This is a genomic window from Acetobacter cerevisiae (assembly GCF_001580535.1).
Taxonomy (GTDB): Bacteria; Pseudomonadota; Alphaproteobacteria; order Acetobacterales; family Acetobacteraceae; genus Acetobacter; species Acetobacter cerevisiae.
Map to the genome: position 1 here is coordinate 1 of NZ_LHZA01000127.1, position 22412 is coordinate 22412.

The following is a 22412-nucleotide window of genomic DNA, read 5'->3' on the forward strand; positions in this document are numbered from 1 at the left end:
CCGGTCGTCTTTTTCATGGTCTTTAAGAACGGCTGTCACCGCCGTCCGCAACGCCGCAAATCCGGGCGGGGGAGCCGGACCGCGCAAAACCGTCCGTTCCAGCAGGCGCGCTGAAGCACGGCACACACCTATGGAAAGACCGCATGCCACTAAAGGATGTTTCAAAACAGATAAAACGGATACCGGAGAAAACCGGTTTTCGATCATCTGCGCCACAAGCCGCAGCAGCACCGCGCCGGGTGTTTCAATCAAAGACGCACCGGCACTATCATCCGCCAGCACGCCCCAACGGGCCAGTTCCGTCGCCACACGAGCAGCAAGGGCACGATCCGGCGTAACCAATGCGACCCGCTTACCAGGTGTTTCGACCACATTGCGCAAAATCATCGCAATAGCCACAGCTTCTTCCTGCTGGTCTGCTGCGTCCAGCCGGGAAACCTGCGCCAGATTGGTAGGGCCAGATTTTGCCCAGTCTTCCAGAGCTGAAGCTGGCAGCAACGCCCGGGAGAGCACCTGAGCCCGCTCCGGAAATCCTCCCTCTGCATTCCAGAGTTCAACATCTGCCCGTACAGCATCCAGTGAAGCCAGAAGATAGCTGAGACCAGCCTGCGGATGACTATCCGGCAACTGCACGAACGTCTCTTCCGGCATCTCCAGATCCAGACCCGGCAGAACCACGCGGCCACCCGGACAGGCTATCACCGCCCGTAAGGCTTCCGCTGTAGCAGGCATGACATTGGTAAACCCGGCAGCCCACACGGGTGTTTTATCCCCCCGCGCCGCCTGCTCCTCCCACAGCCGCGCCTGTGCACGGAGCAGCGTGACCTGACGCGCGACCGGGTTCATCACCTGCTGACTCGCCAGCCATTCCGGCCAGGCGCGTGTCACAATTTCCAGAAACTTCAGGATAACCTGCCAATGTTCCGCAAAGTTTTCCTGCACCGCCTCAGGCAGACGGGTTGGCAGATCGACATCGGCCCATTCAGCCTCATCCATCAGATCAGCCAGTGCTTTGGCCAGAGGCCATGCCTGATCCAGCGTGGGCCGGGTGCCAAACGCCCCTTCCGCCTGCAACACCAGCCGCGTAAGCACGGCAAGGCGGGTCATACCAGCAACGGCGGGAGGCAGATCAAACCCGGCTGTGCCGCCCAGATCTGAAGACAGACCCAGTTCCGCTTCATCCAACGCACTGATGGGCAGAATACGCGGCAACAACATGGCGCGGCCATCCATCTGCCGCAGGAACGCTTCTGTCAGGCCACGCGCCGCACGACGACCGGGTAGAATAATTGTCCCCTCTCCTACGGCCTCTGGATCATGTCCGGCTGCCTGAAGCCAGCGCGCAGCAAGCTGGTCGAGAAACAGCAGATGCGCCGGGATTGTCGCAAGACTCATGGTCAAACCCTTCAGGCCGGAAAGCTGGCAGAGAGTGCAGCACCCTTCAGCCTGTCATCCCAGCCGTGCAGATGCACCGTGCGCACACCATCTGCCCTGACCGTAAACCCAATATGCAGAGCCTCGGGCGGCGTCAGATCTTCCAGACGTTCCGGCCACTCCACCAGAACGACGCCGTCCCGGGCATCATCCCAGCCCAGCTCTTCCAGTTCATCCGGGCCACCCAGACGCCAGAGATCAAAATGTGAGACAGCACAGGCAGGTGCCTGATAGGTTTGCACCAATGTATAAGTAGGGCTTGGCACTTCCAGAGTGTCATCCTTACAAAAGCAGCGCAGGAAGGCGCGGGCAAAAACGCTTTTCCCGGCTCCTAGCGGGCCTGTGAGCAAAAACGCATCACCGGCTTGCGTCGAAGCGGCCAGCATACGGGCCAGCTGCTCTGTTGCCTGCTCATTTTTCAGAACTATCTGTGTGTCTGTCATCCCGCCCCCTGCACGACCTGCTCTTCTTCTCCTCACATATTACGGCAGATGGGAAAAGGCTGATAACCGGGAAACGTGACCAGACCTGGCCCTCATAAATCAGGAAAGCATTTTTTATTTATAGTGATTATTTATTTCTGAGATCTCTTTATATTTTCAAGGTCTAAATTATAACTGTATTTTCAGCGCATATTATATTTTCTCGGGGATACATGCTGTTCATCATATTTAATAAAAATCGATTTATGATTTTCACTGCAAAATAAACTGTTTATTTACTTATTTTTATTTGTGATATTTATTTAATAAAAAAGAAATAATTATGTTAATTTCGTGAGCTAGTCACTTTTTGTTTTATGTTCATAAAAAATTTACCCTTTCCGAGTAAGAAAATAAAAATTCATCGCCACCAATTTCAACCTATGATTGTTTTTATAGGGCCGTGGCCAAAACATGCTCCAGTTGCATACCTTCCCTCAAACCCGTCAAAATAAGATAAATTTCTGTTTATCTTTGCAAAAAAAACACTTAAAAGTAGATTCATTTATAATTAATACAACCTTAAGGTGCATCGCGCTCTATGCGGGGGGGGAACCCAATGCGTATCCTGTTTGCTGAAGACAAAGCCACGTCAGCCCGTCTGCTCTTACCAACACTCAAGAAAGCTGGTCTTTCTGTAGACTTGGCGCGTTCTGGCAGGAACACGATTGAGATGCTGCGAAACTATGATTACGGCATCGCGGTAATTGACCTCCATCTGCCCGACATGGATGGCTATACTGTCGTTAATTCTCTGCGATTATTGAAAATCTCGACACCCGTCATTATCCTTTCGTCACTTGATCAGCCTGAAGCAAAAATCCGGGCCTTTTCTATGGGCGCAGATGATTACCTGACCAAACCGTTTGATCCGGCAGAACTCGTCGCCCGGATTCAGGCCATTCTCCGTCGCTCCAGCGGATTTGCACATCCCGTCATTCAGGTCGCTGAGCTTAAGCTGGATCTAAACAGCCATACTGTGATGGTGCACGATCAGCCCGTACATCTGACATGCAAAGAATTTTCCATCCTTGAACTTCTGGTGCTGCGCAAAGGCATGGCCCAGAGCAAGGAAACGTTCCTGAACCACCTCTATGGTGGTCGCGATGAACCAGATATAAAAATTATTGATGTTTTTATCTGCAAACTTCGCAAAAAACTTCAGGCTGCCGGCGCATCAGATCATCTGATTTCTACAGTCTGGGGCAAAGGCTATATTCTCAACGACCCCAAAACTAAAATGTTTTCTCTTCCCAGTGGCCCGGAAATCCCTATGCGTGCTCCCATCCCAGAGCAACAGTTTCAGGCTGCAGGAGACTAAATTCTTAAAAACATTCTAAAATATCAGGATATTTTATACCATCTGTGCGCATGCCAAAGAGGCCCCGCCCCCGTTCCGAAGCCCGGCGCTGTCAGGATCGCTTGCCGCACATAAAGACGGGCCAGCTCAACCGCCCGGCGCAGCGGGAGTTTTTGCGCCAGCCCGGTGGCCAGTGCACTGGCCAGCGTGCAGCCTGTTCCATGCGTATGCCGCGTGATAATGCGTGTATCGCTAAATTCTGTGAATCCACCGTCATCAAGCAAAACATCAATCAACGTATCGCCTGATAGGTGGCCGCCTTTAACGAGCACGGCAGCCCCACTCATTTCCCTTAAAATCTGGGCAGCACGCCGCATGTCTTCTACTGACGAAAGACGCATGCCCGTCAGCTTTTCAGCTTCCGGCAAATTAGGTGTCAGAACCGTTGCCAGCGGAAAAAGCTGTGTTTTCAGGCACGACAAAGCCTCCTCCGCCAGAAGACTGGCTCCCCCTTTTGCAACCATCACCGGATCGACAACAACCGGCAGATCGGCAACCTTGCGGCGGTAGCGAGAAATTTCCTCGCACACACACTCAATTTCCGGAGCGCCTCCCAGCATACCGGTCTTGATAGCATCAGCGCCCAGATCATCCAGAACACTACGAATCTGCTGCCGCAAAAATCCAGGGGGCACCGGCAGAATAGCCTGCACCCCTTCAGTATTTTGGGCCGTCAGAGCTGTCAGGGCCGTCATCGCATAGCCACCCAGCGCCGTTATCGTCTTGATATCGGCCTGAATGCCCGCACCGCCACCAGAATCACTCCCGGCAATTGCCAGAATGCGCGCTGGGTTTTTCTGTTCAGCTTGCATCATACGCTCCAAGGGCGGTCGCGTTACGCCGGGACGTTTACGGCCTCAAGTGCCGCGCACATCTGATTGACAACATCGTCCACCAGAGCCGCATCTTCAGCTTCCGCCATCACACGCACCAGCGGCTCCGTACCACTTTTGCGCAGCACAAGGCGACCACGCCCATCAAGCATCTTCTCCACATCTTTCTGCCGCGCCTGCACCACATCCGCATCCAGCGGGCATGTACCGCTAAAGCGCACGTTTTTCAGCTTTTGTGGGAAAGGCTTGAAGAGGCGACACACTTCACTGGCCGGGCGACCATCTTCAACCAGCACTGCCAGAATCTGCAGAGCCGCGATCAGACCATCCCCCGTCGTAGCAAAATCTGTCAGCACCATATGGCCTGACTGCTCGCCACCGACATTGCTCCCGAGTTCCCGCATCCGTTCCACCACGTAGCGGTCCCCCACAGCAGTGCGTTCCAGGCCGACGTCGAGGGTGTTCAGGAAGCGTTCCAGCCCCATGTTGGACATCACTGTCGCAACCACAGACTGACCGACCAGCCGCCCTTCCCGCGCCCAGGACTGTGCGATGAGAGCCAGAATCTGGTCCCCATCAATCAGGCGCCCCGTTTCATCCGCAATCAGCACGCGGTCTGCATCGCCATCCAGCGCAATGCCCAGATGAGCGCCGTGCCGCACAACAGCCTGACACAAGGCCTCCGGGTGAGTGGACCCACATTTCTCATTGATGTTGACACCATCCGGCGTGCAGCCGATGCGGATCACCTCAGCACCCAGTTCCCACAGAGCCGTCGGCGCAACGCGATAGGCTGAGCCGTTGGCACAGTCGATCACGATTTTCATACCATCCAGCCGCAGTTTGCGCGGGAAGGAAGCCTTGGCGCTTTCCACATACCGGCCCGCAGCATCGTTCAGGCGGGACGCCCGGCCAATTTCACGCGGGGTCGCAAGACGACCTGTGAGATCGGTCATCATCAGATTTTCGATGTCGATTTCATTCTGGTCAGACAGTTTGAACCCGTCCGGGCCAAACAGTTTAATGCCATTATCGCCAAACGGATTGTGCGAGGCAGAAATCATGACGCCCAGATCAGCACGCAGAGAACGGGTCAGCATAGCAATCGCGGGGGTAGGCAACGGGCCAACCAGCGTGACATCCATTCCGGCGGACAGAAAACCTGCGACCAGCGCGCTCTCAATCATATAGCCAGAAAGCCGGGTATCCTTGCCCAGCAGAACGCTGTGCCGGTGTTCCCCACGGGTAAAATGCAGGCCAGCTGCCTGCCCCAGTTTCTGAGCAATATCGACTGTCATAGGCGCGATGTTTGCGGTCCCGCGAATGCCATCTGTCCCAAAAAGACGTCTCATCTGCCTCGTCCAATCTCTTTTTGTGGCGTCTGCGCCCAGACAGGTGGCCTTATGATGTCACTCAGGCCGTGCGGACGCATTTGTGTTTCCTCTTCCCTAAAACGCTTTTTGACGAGAAGGAACCGTAAGGCTCCAAAACAAACGTCTTTTTTCAGGCTGTGTGGACACGCTGCCAGACGCGAAGCGCCTGCACCATGCCCTCCGCCGCATGCACACGCAGCACAGTCTGGCCCAGCGCCAGCCCTTCCAGCGAAGCCGCCTGACTGCCCGCATCCCGCCCTGCCGCGTTCTGCTCGCCAGTCAGTTCACCAATCATCCGTTTACGAGACACCCCCAGAACCACCCGACACCCCAGATTGGCCAGCAGCGGCAGGCGACTCAGTAAAGCGACACCCTGCGCTGTATTTTTTGCAAAGCCTAAACCTGGGTCTACGCTCAGTCGCTCCGGCGCAATGCCACCTTCTATGGCCGCAGTCAGCCGTGCGCCCAGTTCCCGCACCACATCACAGGCGACATCTTCATACACCGCATGCTGCGTCATGGTGGCGGGTGTACCGCGCATGTGCATCAGCACTACGCCGCAGTGTTTTCCCGCCAGCAATGGCAGGGCTTCAGGATCGTGCGTGAGGGCCGAGACATCATTGATCACATCTGCGCCAGCTGCCAGCGCCTGCGCCATCACGGCGCTATTGCGCGTATCAATGGATAACACTGCGCCCGGCACCTGTTGCTTTAACCTCTGCACCACCCGCCCGATGCGCTCCCATTCCTGCTCGGGGGTAATTACTGCCGCGCCGGGCCGCGTGCTTTCACCCCCAATATCCAGCACACTGGCCCCGGCCGAGACCAGTTCCTTTCCCGCCTGTACCGCACGCCGGGCCTCCTGATGCAAGCCGCCGTCACTGAAACTATCCGGCGTGATGTTCAGGATCCCCATAACCTGCGGCCCCTCCGGCATGCCAGCCGCGGGAGGTTTAGCAACAAGACGGCCCAGCACGTCCTGCCAGCCTGCGGGAACATTCCCCACGGGCATAAAGCCGCTATGGGTTTGGTCTTCTATCAGATCCACACAGCTAAACGCCGCCGGGCCACCCGCCAGAGGAAGAGCAAAGCCACGTTTTACAGCGTCTTGTGCCGCTGTGCCGTAGAGCAGGCCCGCAGGCTCTGCCAGACGCCGAAAATCCATCCTCAGCTTTCCTCCATCAAACGCAAAAGAGGCGGCATTACTGCCGCCTCTTCTAATCTCTTTTGTTTCTCTGCCGACGCCTGTTAGCCGGGCTGCGGCACCGGGTTCACCCCGCCACCTTCACCGCCACCATCGGGCTTGTCATTCGGCTCAACAATTTCCGGGCCGGAGACCTGCGGCACGGAAGAACGACGATTGACCGGCGTGGTGTCATCCGTTTCCACCCGTTCGATCGGCTGGCCACGCATGATCTGGCGAATATCTTCCCCGCTCAGGGTTTCATATTCCAGCAGCGCTTCAGCCAGACGATGCAGTTCATCCACATGGTCATGCATGTAGTTGCGGGCCTGATCATACGCCTCATCAATCAGACGCTTGATCTCGGAATCGATTTCCTTCGCCGTGTGCTCGGAGAAGTTCTTGGCAGCGCCACCGAAGAACATGCCGCCACCGCCCTGATCATCATTGGCGTAGGCAATCATACCGACCCGGTCGCTCATGCCCCATTCAGTCACCATGCTGCGGGCCACACGGGTTGCCATCTGAATGTCACCCATGGCGCCATTGCAGATATTGTCTTTCCCGTAGATAACTTCCTCAGCAACGCGACCGCCCATGGCGACAACAAGATGCGCAATGCAGTTCTTCTTGCTCATGGACAGGCGATCGCCTTCCGGCAGACGCATGACCATTCCCAGCGCGCGACCACGCGGAATGATGGTGGCCTTATGGATCGGCTCACTTTCCGGCACCAGAACCGCCGTAATGGCGTGTCCGGCTTCATGATACGCCGTGCGCTTCTTCTCTTCATCACTCATGACGAGAGAGCGACGCTCAGCCCCCATCAGCACCTTATCCTTGGCGTCTTCAAAATCACGCATGGACACGGTGCGCTTGCCCAGACGGGCAGCAGCAAGAGCGGCCTCATTCACCAAATTGGCAAGGTCAGCACCCGAGAAGCCGGGGGTGCCACGGGCAATGATGCGCGGGTCAACGTCAGACGCCAGCGGCACCTTGCGCATATGCACACGCAGGATTTTTTCACGGCCAGCCACATCCGGGTTCGGCACCACAACCTGACGGTCAAAACGACCGGGACGCAGCAAAGCCGGGTCCAGCACGTCAGGACGGTTGGTGGCAGCAATCAGGATCACGCCCTCATTGCTTTCAAACCCGTCCATCTCGACCAGCATCTGGTTCAGCGTCTGCTCGCGCTCATCATTCCCGCCGCCAAGACCAGCACCACGATGGCGCCCCACGGCGTCGATTTCATCAATGAAGATGATGCACGGCGCGGCCTTCTTGCCCTGCTCGAACATGTCACGCACACGGGATGCACCGACACCAACAAACATTTCCACAAAGTCAGACCCGGAAATGGTGAAGAACGGCACATTGGCCTCACCCGCAATGGCACGCGCCAGCAGGGTTTTACCCGTGCCCGGAGGGCCAACCAGCAGCACGCCTTTGGGGATCTTACCGCCCAGACGGGTGAATTTCTGCGGGTCTTTCAGGAAGTCGACAATTTCCTGAAGCTCACCCTTGGCTTCATCAATACCAGCAACGTCTTCAAAGGTCACACGGCCCTGCTTTTCCGTCAGCATCTTGGCGCGGGACTTGCCAAAGCCCATAGCACCACGGCCTCCGCCGCCCTGCATCTGGCGCATCATGAACAGCCAGATGCCTACCATCAGGATGATCGGCAGCGCGTTCAGGAAATAGCGCAGCAGCGGGCTGCCTTCCTGATCGAGCGGTTTGGCCACAACCTCAACGCCCTTGCCCGTCAGACGGGAGACAAGGGAGGGGTCCTGCGGCGCAAAAGTTTCAAAAGCCGTGCCATCCGTCAGCGTGCCGGAGACATTCTGGTTCTGCATCACCACGGACCGGACACGCCCGGTATCAACGTCGGTAATGAAGTCAGAATAAGCCAGCTGCTGTGCTGCGTGCTGCGTGTTCCCCGGCTGGAAAACATCTACAAGCAACAGCAGCATCACAATGATGCTGACCCAAAGCGCCAAGTTGCGGCCTAAATTGTTCATCTTGCCTGTGTTTCCATACTTATCGTGCGGGAGCGCCGGAGTGCCCCAATCTGAGCGGCAGACGCCGGAAAATGCAACCTCTCCCATTACAAATGGGATGCTGAGCCGATATTCCCACCCCACACATGACATTTATTATCAGGTGTGAGGCTGGTCCACTTTCCTCTCCGGCCAGCCATACACGCCGCTGCCCGTGACGGAAACCGGTGGCTGGAACAGAAAATGAGTCTGGTTGAGCCCCTCTTCCGCCCACCAGCCCAGATGCGGCACGGCCACACGCCGGTCCCCTCGCCATAGAGCGGGCAGCGTGGCGCAGAAGCGCGCGGGCCAGCCTTGACGGTCCTTACGCTCAAGCCCCAGTCCTGCCGGAGCAATCCGCAGCCCTTCCCCAGAAACGGCAGGGGGGAGCCTGAGTTCAAAACGATTATCCCACCGCGCGCCCGTCTCCGCCGGAACAGGAGCCGCCATAGCGGCAGCTTCCCGCACCAGAAACCAGCCCGTCTGCCCGCGCACCAGCTGCACGCCAGCCAGCGTGGCTTCCTGGCCCGCTGTCTGTAATCGGGCCACAGCAGCAGGCGATGGGGGATAGATCAAGCCGCCCACACACCGAATAAGGCCAGACAGGATTTCCGGTTCCGGCAAATCTGGCCCTAAGCAGGCCCAGCCTTCCGGCTTGAGCGTGACCTGTCTGGCCAGAACGGCAGCCCGCTCAGCGTCCCGCTGCATCCGCGCGGCACCAGCTTTAACGCCCGTCTGCCATAAAGTGTGTCGCCTATTCTGCACCTGCAAGCTGTGCCTGACCCGCACCCGCTCGGCCCGCGTATCCTGATTGGAGGGATCATCCACCCACGCCAGTCCAGCCTGCCGCAACGTGTTACGCAAAGCGTGCCTTGAGACACTCAGAAGAGGCCGCACAAGCCGCACATCCGGCAGAACCGTTACCCAGCCCATACCCGCCAGACCATCCGGCCCACTACCCGCCTCCTGACGCATACGAATAGTTTCAACCTGATCATCCGCCTGATGACCGAGCAGCAGGTCCAGACACCCCGCCTCCCGGCAGGCCTGCGCCAACACGGCATAGCGCGCCTGCCGGGCGCGTTCCGCAATGCCGGGGCCTTTGGTCAGTGTTGTGAGGGTTAGGAGGCGAGCAGGCACACCCATGGCGGTGAGCCGCCGCACGGTCAGCCGGGCTTCTTCTGCGGACTCGGCGCGCAGTCCGTGGTCCACCACAAAGGCGAGAAGATTTTTCCGCCAGTGCCGCGCAAGCCAGGCCAGACACAAACTGTCTCCGCCCCCGGAAACGGCTACCCCGACCGGCGACAGGGCCGGGTCATCCGGCAGCCATGGTCCTAATTGCTCCATTCGAGCAATAAACGCAGCCGGAGAGACCGGGGCTTCAGAAAAGGGATCATCCGGCAGGGCGAAGCAAGGCTGCGTCTCGGCCTCCCCCGCCCTGCCGGGAAACTGCGTCAAGATTACTGGCAGCCGCCCCGACCGGCGTAAATTTCCGCAGCATGCGACACACGCTGCGTGGGAGACGGGAACTCTGTCTTCAGCTTCCCGAGCGCCTGACAGGCCGCCTTCTTGTCACCCAGAGCCAGCAGGGAAGCACTTACCCCCAGCAGAGCATCCGGAGCGCGGGTGCTTTTGGGGGACTGACGATAGGCGTCATAATACGCCACGGCAGACTGACGATACTGCTTTTCACCCGCCAGAGACTGAGCCAACAGGAACTGCGCATCGACCTTGAAGCTGCCTTTGGCGTTCTTGAGAGCTTCCTCCGCATTCTCATGCGCTGTGGCGTAATCGCGCTTCTGCAGGGCGGCCTTGCCACTAGCCAGCAGCGCATCCGGCGTGGTCGCTGCGGTATGCGATGTTGATGAAGCTGCACCTGCTGCTCCCGCTGCGGCGGCAGCAGCTGGAGCGGCGGCACCGCCCCCGCCATTCTGGGCCGCAAACTGGTTATCGGCAATCTGTTTGGAAAGAGCCGCGGACTTCTGTTGCAACTCGTTTGTCAGCTGGTCAATCTCACCGCGCATGTCGCGCTGCTGCTGTTCCAGCGTGTTGACCCGGTCCAGCAGCTGGGCCGTCAGATCCCCATTGCCAGAAGAAGCAGGAGCCGGTGTGGCAGACGGAGGTGCCAGTGTGCTGCCGGAAGACTGCATCTGGCTCATAGACTGTTTGAGCGCCATAATCTGGTTTTGCAGCGCAAGCCCTTCACGGCTGGTCACATCCTGCGCATGAACTGCCGGGGCTGAGGCCACCAGCACAGCAGCAACAGGCAGACACAAGGCCAGAACACGCCACGGCGCAGCAACGGACGTCATCAACCCGTGTTTCATCAAGACCTCACCCTTTCCTTAAAAGCGGGCAAGGATTTCACCATTCCTCCCCGGAAAACAAGACAGGAAATACAAAAACAGGCCGGGTGAAACTCACCCGACCTGCCCTGTCGACTCAAACGCGAAAAACGCCAGACCTTAGTGAACGGCGGTAATTGCGTTACGGTTCTGGGCCCATGCGCTTTCATCATCACCTTCCTGGGTCGGGCGGTCCTTACCGTAGGAGATGGTGGAGATGCGGGAAGACGCAACGCCTTTGGCAACCAGATAGTCACGGGCTGCATTGGCGCGGCGCTGGCCCAGAGCAATGTTGTATTCTTCCGTGCCACGGTCATCGCAGTTACCGGCGACTTCAACGTTCACCTGCGGATACTGAGCCAGCCAGGAAGCCTGCTTGTCCAGTGTCGCCTGTGCCTCGGAGGTCAGGCCGCTTTTGTTCAGAGCGAACAGCACGCGGTCACCCGCGGTGGCAACCAGATCTTCTTCACTGCCGGGGACAGGGCCGCTCGGCTGGACAGCGGTGGTCGCTGCGCCGTTGGAGTCACCGGTGTTTGCCTTCTCGTGCGCACAGGCAGAGAGAAGGGCAACCATGCTAAGCGCAGCAATATATTTCAGTCTCATGTGTCGGATCCTGAGAATTAGTTCCCAACAGGAACTATTCGGAGAGAAAAAACAGCTTAATGCCTGTATCCCCGCGCATTCCTCTGCTCCCCTCCGAAAACCATCGAAGAGCCGACGAACTGTGGAGACCACCTTGCCCTAAGCCATAGCTCATTCCTCCGGTCAAGCGGGATCTGTTTTTGGCATAGCTGACCTGGCAAAAGCGATGCTGAATAGACACAGAGCCCCCTCTGCACTCCGGTTTTTACCGCAGTTCAGAATTTATCAGCAAATTACCCCGCAGCGGTACGCAATGCTTCTGCGACGCATTTGCGCCAGTTTCTATGCTTCTTCCATACTGTGGCTTTATTAAGAAAAACGGACCTTCTCCCTGAGCTTGAGTGGTCATTAATCACCCTTTTTTGTAATTAATCTGGGAGACTGTCCTTTAAAAAACCATAAAGACAGAGTCTGGGATTATTTTTACCCGCGCTGTCAGGCCATCCGACTCGAAGGCGTTCTCTTTTTGCGACCATTTTTCAGGCATGAAATGACCAATGGCTGCTCCCTTTCAGAGCATGCCACGAAATTCAGTCTTCAAAGAAAAAAAGCAAAGCCGCTCTTAACGCAGAACAACATCTGGCCCTCGGTGGCCTCAAAAGCTTCAGGCAAAAAATCAAACACAAGTATTCTTGGAAACGCAAAAAAAGCCCCGGACTTTCATCCGGGGCTTTGCGCTGTTTTATGACAAAACAGACTTATCCGTTGAGCGGTGACCACGCCGGATCGGACGCCTGCCCCGGCGTGGGCAGAACGCGGTCATTAAACCCGGTAATATCCACCATGCCGATGGAGGAGCTAAAGCCTGCGCCGCCTGCGCCAGCACGGCTCTGGCGGCAATAGGCCAGCACGCGACCGTTAGGGCAGAAACTCGGGCTTTCCACCGTGAAGCCTTCGGTCATGATGCGTTCACCCGTGCCATCAGGATTCATGACACCCAGAGAGAAGCTGCCATTGGCGATACGGGTAAAGGCGATCAGATCCCCACGCGGAGACCAGACGGGAGAGCCATATGTGCCGTGGCCATAGGAAATCCGCTTCGCACCACCGCCAGAAGCGCTCATGATATAAAGCTGAGGGCTGCCGCCACGGTCAGAATTGAAGACAATCTGTGAACCATCCGGGCTGTAGCACGGGCTGGTATCAATCGCGCCGGAAGACGTAATCTGACGGCGGGAACCAGAAGCCAGATCCACCACAAACAGGTCAGACCCACCATTGCGCGTGACGGACAGCACAACAGAACGCCCGTCCGGAGAGAACCGCGGTGCGAAGGAAATGCCCGCGAACTCACCGAGAATTTGCTGGCGGCCACTGCCGAGATCAAACAGATACACGCGCGGACGGTTGTTGGCGTAGGACATGAACGCCACCTGATCCTTCACCGGGCTGAAGCGCGGTGTGAGGGTCAGCCACTTGCCAGCCGTCAGCATACGGCTATTGGCTCCATCCTGATCCATGATCGCCAGACGGGTCGCCTGATGCGCACGCGCACCGGAACGGGAAATGAAGGCGATGCGGGTATCAAAGTAGCCTTTTTCACCCAGCATGCGCTCGTAAATGACGTCACCCACAATATGCGCAATCCGTCGCCAGTTGGCAGAAGTGGTCGTATAGGCCGTGCCCTGAATCTGCTGGTGGGTCAGCACATCCCATAGGCGCATTTCCACGCGAACGGAGCCACTGCCGGTCACACTCCCCGTCACCAGCGCCCGCGCGCCCATGGACTTTGCACTGGCAAAATCCGGCGTGCCAGAACCAGCCCCACCGGGAATGACCTTGAACAGCCCGGTATTGGTCAGATCGTTTGTCAGCACTTCCGCAATCTGCGCGCCAAGGCCTCCACCAAAGTTGGGGACGATAATGGGGATCGGCGCCGTGCGGGCCTGATCAACCGTAATTTCTGCCTCAGGGGCAGCCGTAGCGGCCATACCGGGCAGCGGGGTCATCAGCAGACCACCAGCGGCCACACTGGCCCCCATCAGCGTGCGGCGACCAAGGGCCGCCACCAGTGTGTCGGCTTCCTGATCAGAAATAAGCGGTCGTGTACTCGTAAGCATCGGTTTTCCTCCAGGTGGCCTGATCAAGGCCTGAACACAAATTTCAACTGCCGGGTCTGGCCCAGAAGGTTTTTGGGGATAGGCAGCCTGGAACAGGTGGGGCTCAGCACTGCTGCCCGCGCCCGTTCCGCCAGCGCCCGGTATGAGGAGTCAGCATTCATCTGCGCCTGCGTCTGCGGAGCAAACTGCACAATACGAGCCTCACCCGTGGCATCCACCGTCACAATCAGGTGCGCGACAAAAGTGGCATAATTTTTGGCCGCCGTATCTTCCGTATAGCAACGGCGCACGGCCCCGCCGATAGCCTTCTGCTCACCAGCGGACAGGCTGCGGGTAATATCCCCGTTGGGCGAACCACCCCCATCGGGTGCCCCACCCTGCGCAGGGTTAGCCTTGGCCTTGGGCGCATGCGTCTGCTTGGTGTCGGACCGGAAAGAATCCAGCGTTTCCAACAGAGAATGCGACTCTTCCTGCGTTTTCTTGGCCTTGTTGGGCTGTGTGATGTGCGACGGCGTGGGCGTGTCCGGCAGCGTGTCCGTCGGTTCCGTAACCGGAGACGGCGGGGCCACACTCGGCGTCGTCTTGGGCGGCGTCGGCGGGGACGGCGGCGTTTTCACCACATCGGGAGACGGCTCATCCGCTTTAGGCGGCACGGGCGTATCCGGCAGCTTTTCAGATTCCGGCACGGGCGGAGGCGGCACCGGCTGGGGCGGTGGTGGCGGAGGCGGCGCTTCCTCGTTCGGGGCTTCCTTGGGGGGCTCCGGCGTGGGGGGCGCATCATTCGGCACAGGAGCCGGTGGTGTGGGTTTGGAAGAAGGCTGGCTGGCCTTGGCCGGAGATCCACCGGAGTCTTCCGGGGCCTCAAACTGCATTTCCACCACCGGAGGAGGTTCTTCCTCCGGTTTAGGCGGGGGCAGAGAAACCAGCAAGGCCAGCAGGAACGCAATATGCGCTCCGCCGGACAGATAGAGACAGCGCCTCAGCACTGTCTGTTCGGAACGGCGTGGCCGCACCATGAAATTTCTCCGCCTCTCTGCGCAGGAGAGTGAGTTAATGGCCACTGCTGGCGGGTTGTTGCGCCAGCAGAGCCACATGAGTAAAGCCGCCTTCTGTCACCTGCCCCATAACCTGCATCACACGGCCATAATCGATATGGGCATCACCGCGCACAAAGATGCGGTGTGACGGGTCATTGTTGGAAGCAGCCTTCAGCTGGGCAACCAGCTGCTCGGGCGACACTTCAGAATCCCCCAGATACAGGCTGCCATCCGCGCGAATGGACACGGTGATGGGCTTGGTATCGGAATTGACGGGCTTGGCGTCTGTCTTGGGCAGATCCACATTCACGCCGCTGGTCAGCATGGGGGATGTGACCATGAAGATAATCAGCAGAACCAGCATGACGTCGACCATCGGCGTCACGTTGATTTCAGCCATCGGACGCCTGCGACGGCGCCCGCTCCCTCCTGACGGCATGCCCATGACTCAGGCCCTTTCTTCGGACTGGCGGGACAGAATGGCCGCAAACTCGGTGCCAAAGCCCTCCAGCCGGTCCTGGAACAGGTCCAGACTGTTGCTGATGACGTTATACGCCACATAGGACGGCACGGCAGTCAGCAGGCCGATGGCCGTCGCAAACAGAGCTTCTGAAATACCGGGAGCCACAACGCTCAGGTTGGTATTGTGCATGGCGGCAATAGCGCTGAAGGAATGCATGATCCCCCAGACGGTACCGAACAGACCCACAAACGGAGCCACCGGGCCAACCGTTGCCAGAAAGATGACCCAGCGACGCAGACGGTCCATTTCACGCGTGACCGTAATGCCAATAGCGCGGTCCACACGTTCCTTCACGCCACCGCGCACAAGGTCCACACCGGGAATACGGGCAGAACGACGCCATTCACCCATCGCGGCACCAAAAACGGCAGCCAGCGGATGAACGGGCTTGGCGCCATCGCTTTCATACAGATCATCCAGGCTACCACCGGACCAGAAGCGATCCTCAAAGGCGGTTGCCTGCTTGTTAATCCGCCGCAACGTCACAATTTTATCGAAAATAATGGCCCAGACCATCACGCTACAGAACACCAGTCCCAGCATGACCAGTTTGACCATCAGGGAGGCATTCATAAACAGCCCCCACACCGACAGGTCTCCCGCCGCTGCTACGCCGAGATTTGCCGCGTCAACCGCACGATCCAAAAACGCCTCCTGCCTCTAGCACCCGTCCCGGGCAACCTGTCTGCGACTCGGGCTTGGCTCCACGCGTCCCGGTCGTGCTGTTTTTACTGTCTTCCGCGCAAAAGCAGAAGAGGCCGACTAGACCTCAGCCGCAAGTCCTCGCAAAAGATCACGCCATAATGGCGGGAATCGGGCAGGACGACCATCTTCTGCCCGCACGCAGGCCAGCCTTACGTCCACGCGGGCACAAAAAACGCCATCGCGGGTAAAGACCTGCTCCAGTCGGCAGCTTGCCGCCCCTTCTTCCAGCAGGCGGGTGGTGATGGTTGCCACATCATCCAGCTTGAGCGGCACACGGTAGTTGATGGTGGCGTCATGCACCACAAACACCAGCCCGTAGTCACTCAGCAGGGAGGCTGCTGGCATGCCAAGACTGCGGATGGCTTCCGTCCGCGCCCGTTCGGCAAACGCCAGATACCGGGCGTGATAGACGATGCCCCCGGCATCGGTGTCCTCATAATAAATACGGAAATCGATTGCATGTGTGGTCATGCGCCGTCCTCTTCGTCAGGCAAAAGATCCATCTGGGCAGAGCGCGGTTCATCCGGTTGCGCAGGCGGTGTCAGGCCGAGGTGACGCCAGCCACGCTCTCCCAGCACACGCCCCCGGCTGGTGCGCAGAACCAGCCCTTCCTGAATCAGATACGGTTCAATGACATCTTCCAGTGTATCACGCGCTTCTGCCAGAGCCGCTGCGAGTGTTTCCACCCCAACCGGCCCACCGTGGTGATACTCTGCTATGCGGCGCAGGTAGCGCCTGTCCATGGCGTCCAGCCCCAGCGCATCCACTTCCAGCCGACTGAGGGCCGCATCCGCTACTTCTCTGCTAACCGGCGCACCACCGGGGGCGATCACGGCGGCAAAATCCCGCACGCGACGCAGCAGACGGCCCGCAATACGCGGTGTGCCACGGGAGCGCCGGGCGATTTCTTCCGCCCCGGCTTCTGTCAGATTAAAGCCGAGCTTTTCCGCTCCCCGCGCCACAATGGCCCGCAATTCGTCTGGAGTGTAGAAGACCAGCCGCAGAGGAATACCAAACCGATCCCGCAGCGGGGTCGCCAGCAGTCCGGCGCGGGTGGTAGCTGCCACAAGGGTGAAAGGTGGCAGATCAATCCGCACAGAGCGGGCTGCCGGGCCTTCCCCGATAATCAGATCGAGCTGAAAATCCTCCATCGCGGGATAAAGAATTTCCTCGATAGCGGGCTGAAGACGGTGGATTTCATCAATAAACAGCACGTCACGCGGCTGAAGATTGGTCAGAATGGCAGCCAGATCCCCGGCCCGCTGAATCACTGGGCCAGAAGTTGCTCGAAAGCCAACCCCGAGTTCCCGAGAGACAATCTGCGCCAGCGTGGTTTTGCCCAGCCCCGGCGGTCCGTGCAGCAGCACATGGTCCAGCGCCTCGCCGCGCTGGCGGGCTGCGGCAATAAAAATCGACAGATTTTCACGGCTGGCTTTCTGGCCGGTAAAATCAGCCAGCGTTTGCGGACGGAGAGAAGCTTCCCCTCCATCCTCATCCCGGCGGGAGGGATCAATCTCCCGCTCCGGGGTGAATTCCGCGCCGCTCATCGCGCCAGAGCTTTCAGGCTGTCACGCAGCACAGTGTCCAGCGAGGCCGCAGCCCCCTGTTCGTCCATCAACCGTTTGATAACGGGAGCCGCTTCCGACCGACGGAACCCAAGCCCCGCCAGTGCCAGCAACGCATCAGCCTCAATCCCGCCACCCGGCGTGGCGCTGGCAGGCACCACAATGCCTCCGCCGCCACCGGGCATCTTGGCCGCGCGGTCCCGCAGTTCTGTTAGAATGCGTTCGGCCAGACGGCCGCCCACGCCGGGGGCGCGGGTCAGAGAGGCTTTGTCCGATGTTGTAAGGGCCGCGACCAGTTCACCCGGAGACAGGGTGGAAAGCATCCCCAGCGCGACTTTTGCGCCCACGCCCTGCACGCTGGTCAGCAGGCGGAACCACTCGCGTTCCGCACTTTCCACAAAGCCGTAGAGCAGAATCGCGTCTTCCCGCACGACGGTTTCAATCAGCACGCGGGCTTTTTCGGGAGGGTTCGGCAGAGCCGCAAGAGTGCGGGTGGAGGCCGCGACCAGATAACCGACGCCATTCACGTCGATCACGCAGCTCCCCAGTTCCACCTGAATGACCAGTCCGCTCAGAAATGCAATCATGCCATTCTTACCCCGGCTGCAATATGGCGGGCACTGGCCCGATGGTGGGCATGGCAAATGGCGATTGCCAGCGCATCCGACGCATCGGCCCGCGCCACCTTAACCCCCGGCAGGAGGCGGCGCACCATCATTTCAACCTGATCTTTATCCGCAGACCCTGTGCCAACCACGGCCTTCTTGACCGCCAGCGCGCCATATTCCGCCACCGGCAACCCGGCCAGTGCCGGAACCACCAACGCCACGCCACGGGCATAGCCCAGCTTGAGCGTGGCTGTGCCGTTGCGGTTGACATACGTCTCTTCCACCGCGGCTTCCGCCGGGTTGAGGCGGTCAATCAGGATTGTCAGGTTTTCATGCAGGACTTTCAGCCGGTCTGGCACACTGTCCGCACTGTTGGTTGCAATCACGCCGTTTTCGACGTGCCGCAACCGATTACCCTCGACATCAATCACCCCCCAGCCTGTAAAGCGCAGGCCGGGGTCAATGCCGAGCAGGCGTACCACCGTCAGGCTGACAGCTTTTCAGCAAGCTCGTCTGACAGATCAAAGTTGGCATAGACGTTCTGCACGTCGTCATGATCTTCCAGCACGTCCAGCAGCTTGAACAGGGTCCGGGCCTTTTCTTCATCAAGGCTGACCGTGTTTTCCGGACGCCAGTCCAGCTTGGCACTTTCCGGCTCACCAAAGCGGGTTTCCAGAGAATCCCGGACGGTGAAGAAGGCTTCGACCTCACAGGTGATTTCATGCGTCGTGTCGGAAGAGACGACGTTTTCCGCACCGGCTTCAATCGCGGCTTCCAGCATCTCATCTTCAGACGCAACGGACAGCGGATAGGTAATCACACCCAGACGGCGGAACATGAAGGAAACGGAGTTGGTTTCCCCCAGAGAGCCACCGTATTTGGAGAAGGCTGCACGCACATCAGACGCCGTACGGTTGCGGTTGTCGGTCAGACCTTCAACAATCACAGCCACACCCGCCGGGCCGTAACCCTCGTACCGCACTTCAATATAGTCTTCACCACCCGCAGCGCCGGACGCCTTTTTAATGGCGCGGTCAATGGTGTCCTTGGGCATATTAACGTCACGCGCCGCCGTAATGGCGGACCGCAGGCGCGGGTTGGATGCCGGGTCAGGCAGGCCGGAGCGGGTCGCTACAGTCAGTTCGCGGATGATCTTGGCAAACTGCTTGGACCGCTTGGCGTCCTGCGCGCCCTTGCGATGCATAATGTTCTTAAATTGGGAATGACCCGCCATTTTCTCTTACCCTGTCCGTCGGCCCCGACGCGTCTTAAACCAGACGGCCGTGGCAATGCTTATATTTCTTCCCTGACCCGCATGGGCATGGTGCGTTGCGCGGTGTTTCCCCCCAGCTTGAAGGATCATCCGGCATGATTGCACTTGCACCGATGGGCGTTGCCATTTCCGGTGCGGCTCCGGGGGAAAGACCGGGGCCGGCCTCAGATGCAAATCCCGGAATTTCCGGGCTGGCGTGAATTTCTGCCGTGTTGGCAAACGGGTCCACAGTTTCCTGCGGCGCCACTTCTACCCGCGCCATCAGAGAGACCACACGCTCGCGCATTTCTTCCAGCATGATGGTGAACAGCTGGAAGGCTTCGTGCTTGTACTCGTTCAGCGGATCTTTCTGACCATAGGCGCGCAGACCAATCCCCTGACGCAGCTGATCAAGCGCATGCAGATGCTCTTTCCACACCCCGTCATAGGTGGTCATCAGCACCTGTTTTTCAATAAAGCGCATCAGATCCGGGCCGAGGTTGGCGGCACGGGCAGCCTGTGCCTGTATGGCAGCCTGACTAATCCGGTTGGCCACTTCCTCAGCGTCCATCCCGTCTTCTTTCGCCCACTCCGCAATGGGCAGATCCAGCGCCAGAGTTTCCTGCGCGGCCTTGGTCAGCCCCTCGACATCCCACTGCTCAGCAAAGGATTTTTCGGGGATATGGCGGGCAACCATGGCATCCACCACATCTTCCCGCGCTTCATTAACAATACCGGAGACATCTTCCGTCGCCATGTATTCCCGGCGCTGCGCGTAAACTTCCTTACGCTGGTCGTTCATCACGTCATCATATTTGAGCGTGTTTTTGCGCATGTCGAAGTTGCGGGCTTCGACCTTCTTTTGCGCCCGTTCCAGCGCCTTGCTCAGCCAAGGGTGAACAATGGCTTCCCCTTCCTTCATGCCCATTTTCTGGAACATGCCGCCCATACGGTCAGACCCGAAAATCCGCATCAGGTCATCTTGCAGGGAGATAAAGAAGTGTGAGTTGCCCGGGTCACCCTGACGGCCAGCACGACCACGCAGCTGGTTATCAATCCGGCGGCTTTCATGCCGCTCGGTGCCGATCACAAACAGACCGCCTGCCGCTTTGACAATATCATGGTCGCGCGCAACGCGCTCCCGGATTGCCTGCGCCGCGGCGTCGCGTTCCGGCCCCTCCTCCATGCCGTCCAGCTCCTGGCCGATCAGCATTTCCACGTTGCCGCCCAGTTTGATGTCCGTCCCACGGCCCGCCATGTTGGTGGCAATGGTAATGGCACCGGGAGCACCGGCCTGTGCGACAATCTTCGCTTCCATTTCATGGAAACGGGCGTTCAGCACGTTATGGGGGATGCCTTCCTGCTTCAGCAGTTCAGACAGCGCCTCACTTTTCTCAATGGACGTGGTGCCGACCAGAATAGGCTGGCCGCGCTCATGCACCGTGTTGATCAGTTTAACGACCGCGCCGAACTTTTCGGCTTCCGTCAGATAGATCTCGTCGTCTTCATCCTTACGGGCCACCGGACGGTTGGTGGGAATTTCCACCACATCCAGCTTGTAGATTTCCGCAAACTCGTCGGCCTCGGTCATGGCCGTGCCGGTCATGCCGGAGAGCTTGGGGTAAAGACGGAAGAAGTTCTGGAAGGTAATGGAGGCGAGGGTCTGGTTTTCCTGCTGAACCTCCACATGCTCCTTGGCTTCCAGCGCCTGATGCAGGCCATCGGAATACCGGCGGCCTTCCATCATACGGCCGGTGAATTCGTCAATAATGACGACTTTCCCGCCCCGTACGATGTAGTCCACATCCCGTGAGAACAGCGTATGCGCCCGCAGGGACTGCTGCACATGGTGCACCACGGCAACATGATGCAGGTCATACAACCCGCCTTCATCCAGCACACCAGCGGCGCGGAGCAGTTCCTCAACCTTGTCGGACCCGGCATCCGTCAGCACAACGCTGCGGAACTTCTCATCCTTGTCAAAGGTTTCAGGGTCCTGCACCAGCTGCGCGACGACTTCGTCTACAGAGCGGTAGAGGTCTGAGCTGTCTTCAGCCGGGCCGGAGATGATCAGCGGGGTCCGCGCTTCGTCAATCAGGATGGAGTCCACCTCATCCACAATGGCGTGGTAGAAGGGGCGCTGAACCATCTCTTCCAGGCGATATTTCATGTTATCGCGCAGGTAGTCGAAGCCGAATTCGTTGTTGGTGCCGTAGGTGATGTCCGCGGCGTAAGCTTCCCGACGCGCTTCATCCGGCATGTTGGGCACAATTGTGCCCGTGGTCAGGCCAAGAAAATTATACAGCCGCCCCATCTCGGCGGCGTCACGCGCGGCGAGATAATCGTTCACCGTCACCACATGCACGCCTTTACCAGCCAGTGCGCTGAGGTAGACGGCCAGCGTGGCGACGAGGGTCTTGCCCTCACCGGTGCGCATTTCGGCAATCTTACCTGCATGCATCACCATGCCGCCAATCAGCTGCACATCAAAGTGGCGCATCCCCAGCACACGGCGAGACGCCTCCCGCGTGACAGCAAAGGCTTCTGGCAGAAGGTTATCCAGAGTAGCCCCTTTGGCCAGCCGTTCCCGGAATTCTCCGGTTTTGGCAGCCAAAGCAGCGTCGTCCAGCGCCTGCATTTGGGGTTCCAGGGCGTTGATTTCCGGCACGCGGCGCTGGAACATCTTGAGCGTCCGGTCATTGGCAGTGCCGAACAGGGCGCGGACGAAGCTTGCGAGCATGAAAACCTTTCCGGGACAATGCGCGATTTCTCCTGTTTTCCATCCGGAACCAGACCGGCGAAAACATGAGGAGAACATCAGCATGGAGTGGCTCGGCTGCAAAATAGGACCCGGACCCGTTTCGGTCAACCAATCAGCCGTGTTTCTTCCCTCAGGGCAGGTCAGAGGGCTTGCAGGGCAGAATAGCCTCCTTCATAGATGATTGAGCAATTTTCCTTTGTTTAAGGTTTG

19 protein-coding genes and 1 pseudogene are annotated in these 22412 nt (G+C 58.5%); 1 reads left to right on the forward strand and 19 read right to left on the reverse strand.

Annotation, left to right across the window (positions count from 1 at the left end; all coding sequences use genetic code 11):
• A pseudogene (locus AD928_RS04505) lies at positions 1-1395 on the reverse strand (double-strand break repair protein AddB); the annotation flags it as partial.
• A gap of 11 nt (positions 1396-1406) precedes the next feature.
• Positions 1407-1877 carry a tRNA (adenosine(37)-N6)-threonylcarbamoyltransferase complex ATPase subunit type 1 TsaE gene (tsaE, locus tag AD928_RS04510; protein WP_062141350.1) on the reverse strand — a complete coding sequence of 157 codons (471 nt, stop codon included), beginning with the start codon at positions 1875-1877 and terminating at the stop codon, positions 1407-1409.
• A 598-nt stretch (positions 1878-2475) separates the two neighbouring features.
• Between tsaE and AD928_RS04515 the strand changes: the two genes are divergently transcribed.
• Complete coding sequence (locus AD928_RS04515) at positions 2476-3237, forward strand: response regulator transcription factor (RefSeq protein ID WP_062248623.1); 762 nt, start codon at positions 2476-2478, stop codon at positions 3235-3237.
• Between the two features lie 23 nt (positions 3238-3260).
• Here AD928_RS04515 and thiD read toward each other — a convergent pair whose 3' ends face one another.
• The 17 genes from thiD to secA all read right to left on the reverse strand — a co-directional run bounded on the left by thiD (position 3261) and on the right by secA (position 22181).
• Positions 3261-4091, reverse strand: coding sequence for a bifunctional hydroxymethylpyrimidine kinase/phosphomethylpyrimidine kinase (gene thiD, locus AD928_RS04520; RefSeq protein WP_373320552.1), 831 nt, complete (start codon positions 4089-4091; stop codon positions 3261-3263).
• Between the two features lie 20 nt (positions 4092-4111).
• Positions 4112-5461 carry a phosphoglucosamine mutase gene (gene glmM / locus AD928_RS04525; RefSeq protein WP_062248630.1) on the reverse strand — a complete coding sequence of 450 codons (1350 nt, stop codon included), beginning with the start codon at positions 5459-5461 and terminating at the stop codon, positions 4112-4114.
• A 151-nt stretch (positions 5462-5612) separates the two neighbouring features.
• Positions 5613-6647, reverse strand: coding sequence for a dihydropteroate synthase (gene folP, locus AD928_RS04530; protein ID WP_062248633.1), 1035 nt, complete (start codon positions 6645-6647; stop codon positions 5613-5615).
• A gap of 83 nt (positions 6648-6730) precedes the next feature.
• Positions 6731-8686 carry an ATP-dependent zinc metalloprotease FtsH gene (gene ftsH / locus AD928_RS04535; RefSeq protein WP_062141358.1) on the reverse strand — a complete coding sequence of 652 codons (1956 nt, stop codon included), beginning with the start codon at positions 8684-8686 and terminating at the stop codon, positions 6731-6733.
• Between the two features lie 138 nt (positions 8687-8824).
• Entirely contained in the window at positions 8825-10051 is a 1227-nt protein-coding gene (gene tilS, locus AD928_RS04540) for a tRNA lysidine(34) synthetase TilS (protein ID WP_082779743.1), read from the reverse strand.
• Between the two features lie 113 nt (positions 10052-10164).
• Positions 10165-11031 carry a tol-pal system YbgF family protein gene (locus AD928_RS04545; protein ID WP_082779742.1) on the reverse strand — a complete coding sequence of 289 codons (867 nt, stop codon included), beginning with the start codon at positions 11029-11031 and terminating at the stop codon, positions 10165-10167.
• Positions 11032-11169: 138 nt separating this feature from the next.
• Positions 11170-11652, reverse strand: coding sequence for a peptidoglycan-associated lipoprotein Pal (gene pal / locus AD928_RS04550; RefSeq protein ID WP_062141360.1), 483 nt, complete (start codon positions 11650-11652; stop codon positions 11170-11172).
• Between the two features lie 737 nt (positions 11653-12389).
• Positions 12390-13751 carry a Tol-Pal system beta propeller repeat protein TolB gene (gene tolB, locus AD928_RS04555; protein ID WP_062248635.1) on the reverse strand — a complete coding sequence of 454 codons (1362 nt, stop codon included), beginning with the start codon at positions 13749-13751 and terminating at the stop codon, positions 12390-12392.
• Between the two features lie 23 nt (positions 13752-13774).
• Positions 13775-14767, reverse strand: coding sequence for a hypothetical protein (locus AD928_RS04560; protein ID WP_062141364.1), 993 nt, complete (start codon positions 14765-14767; stop codon positions 13775-13777).
• Positions 14768-14801: 34 nt separating this feature from the next.
• The gene (gene tolR / locus AD928_RS04565) at positions 14802-15233 is read right to left on the reverse strand and encodes a protein TolR (protein WP_025827084.1); all 432 of its coding nucleotides are present in this window, start codon (positions 15231-15233) and stop codon (positions 14802-14804) included.
• 3 nt (positions 15234-15236) lie between these two features.
• Complete coding sequence (gene tolQ, locus AD928_RS04570; protein WP_043550320.1) at positions 15237-15956, reverse strand: protein TolQ; 720 nt, start codon at positions 15954-15956, stop codon at positions 15237-15239.
• A 117-nt stretch (positions 15957-16073) separates the two neighbouring features.
• A complete protein-coding gene (locus AD928_RS04575) occupies positions 16074-16487 on the reverse strand; it encodes a YbgC/FadM family acyl-CoA thioesterase (protein WP_043550321.1) in 414 nt (137 codons plus the stop codon).
• Positions 16484-17563 (reverse strand): Holliday junction branch migration DNA helicase RuvB, encoded by a 1080-nt coding sequence (ruvB, locus tag AD928_RS04580; protein WP_062248637.1) that lies wholly within the window; start codon positions 17561-17563, stop codon positions 16484-16486. Before ruvB ends, AD928_RS04575 begins: the two co-directional genes overlap by 4 nt.
• Positions 17560-18168 carry a Holliday junction branch migration protein RuvA gene (gene ruvA, locus AD928_RS04585; RefSeq protein WP_062248639.1) on the reverse strand — a complete coding sequence of 203 codons (609 nt, stop codon included), beginning with the start codon at positions 18166-18168 and terminating at the stop codon, positions 17560-17562. The genes ruvB and ruvA overlap by 4 nt, the downstream gene beginning before the upstream one ends.
• Positions 18165-18671, reverse strand: coding sequence for a crossover junction endodeoxyribonuclease RuvC (gene ruvC, locus AD928_RS04590; protein WP_043550325.1), 507 nt, complete (start codon positions 18669-18671; stop codon positions 18165-18167). Before ruvC ends, ruvA begins: the two co-directional genes overlap by 4 nt.
• Positions 18672-18673: 2 nt before the next feature.
• Positions 18674-19423 (reverse strand): YebC/PmpR family DNA-binding transcriptional regulator, encoded by a 750-nt coding sequence (locus AD928_RS04595; protein WP_062141372.1) that lies wholly within the window; start codon positions 19421-19423, stop codon positions 18674-18676.
• A gap of 34 nt (positions 19424-19457) precedes the next feature.
• The gene (gene secA / locus AD928_RS04600) at positions 19458-22181 is read right to left on the reverse strand and encodes a preprotein translocase subunit SecA (protein WP_062248641.1); all 2724 of its coding nucleotides are present in this window, start codon (positions 22179-22181) and stop codon (positions 19458-19460) included.
• Positions 22182-22412 lie beyond the last annotated feature (231 nt).